We start from the raw sequence: 235 nt of genomic DNA on the forward strand, positions 1-235 counted from the left end.
GTGACTGCACATCGCTTCGAAGCGCGCGTTGACTGCACGCTCCTTGCCGCGGCCGACCTTGTCCACGGCGGTCTTCATGTTGTCATAGATGCCGCGCCGGGGCACACCGCCGAATGCGGCGAATGCGCGGGCATGCGCGTCGAACAGCATCTCGTGACTCTGGGTGGGATAGGCGACGAGCCAGAACGCGCGGCTGGCATTGAGTTTGACGTGAGCGACCTCAAGGCGCCGCCGC

General features: G+C 65.5%; 1 pseudogene. It reads right to left on the reverse strand.

The annotated features are described in order from the left end of the window. Positions 1–235: pseudogene (locus SB753_RS41470) on the reverse strand (IS21 family transposase); the annotation flags it as partial.

The organism is Paraburkholderia sp. SIMBA_053, from assembly GCF_046534895.1.
GTDB lineage: Bacteria > Pseudomonadota > Gammaproteobacteria > Burkholderiales > Burkholderiaceae > Paraburkholderia > Paraburkholderia caledonica.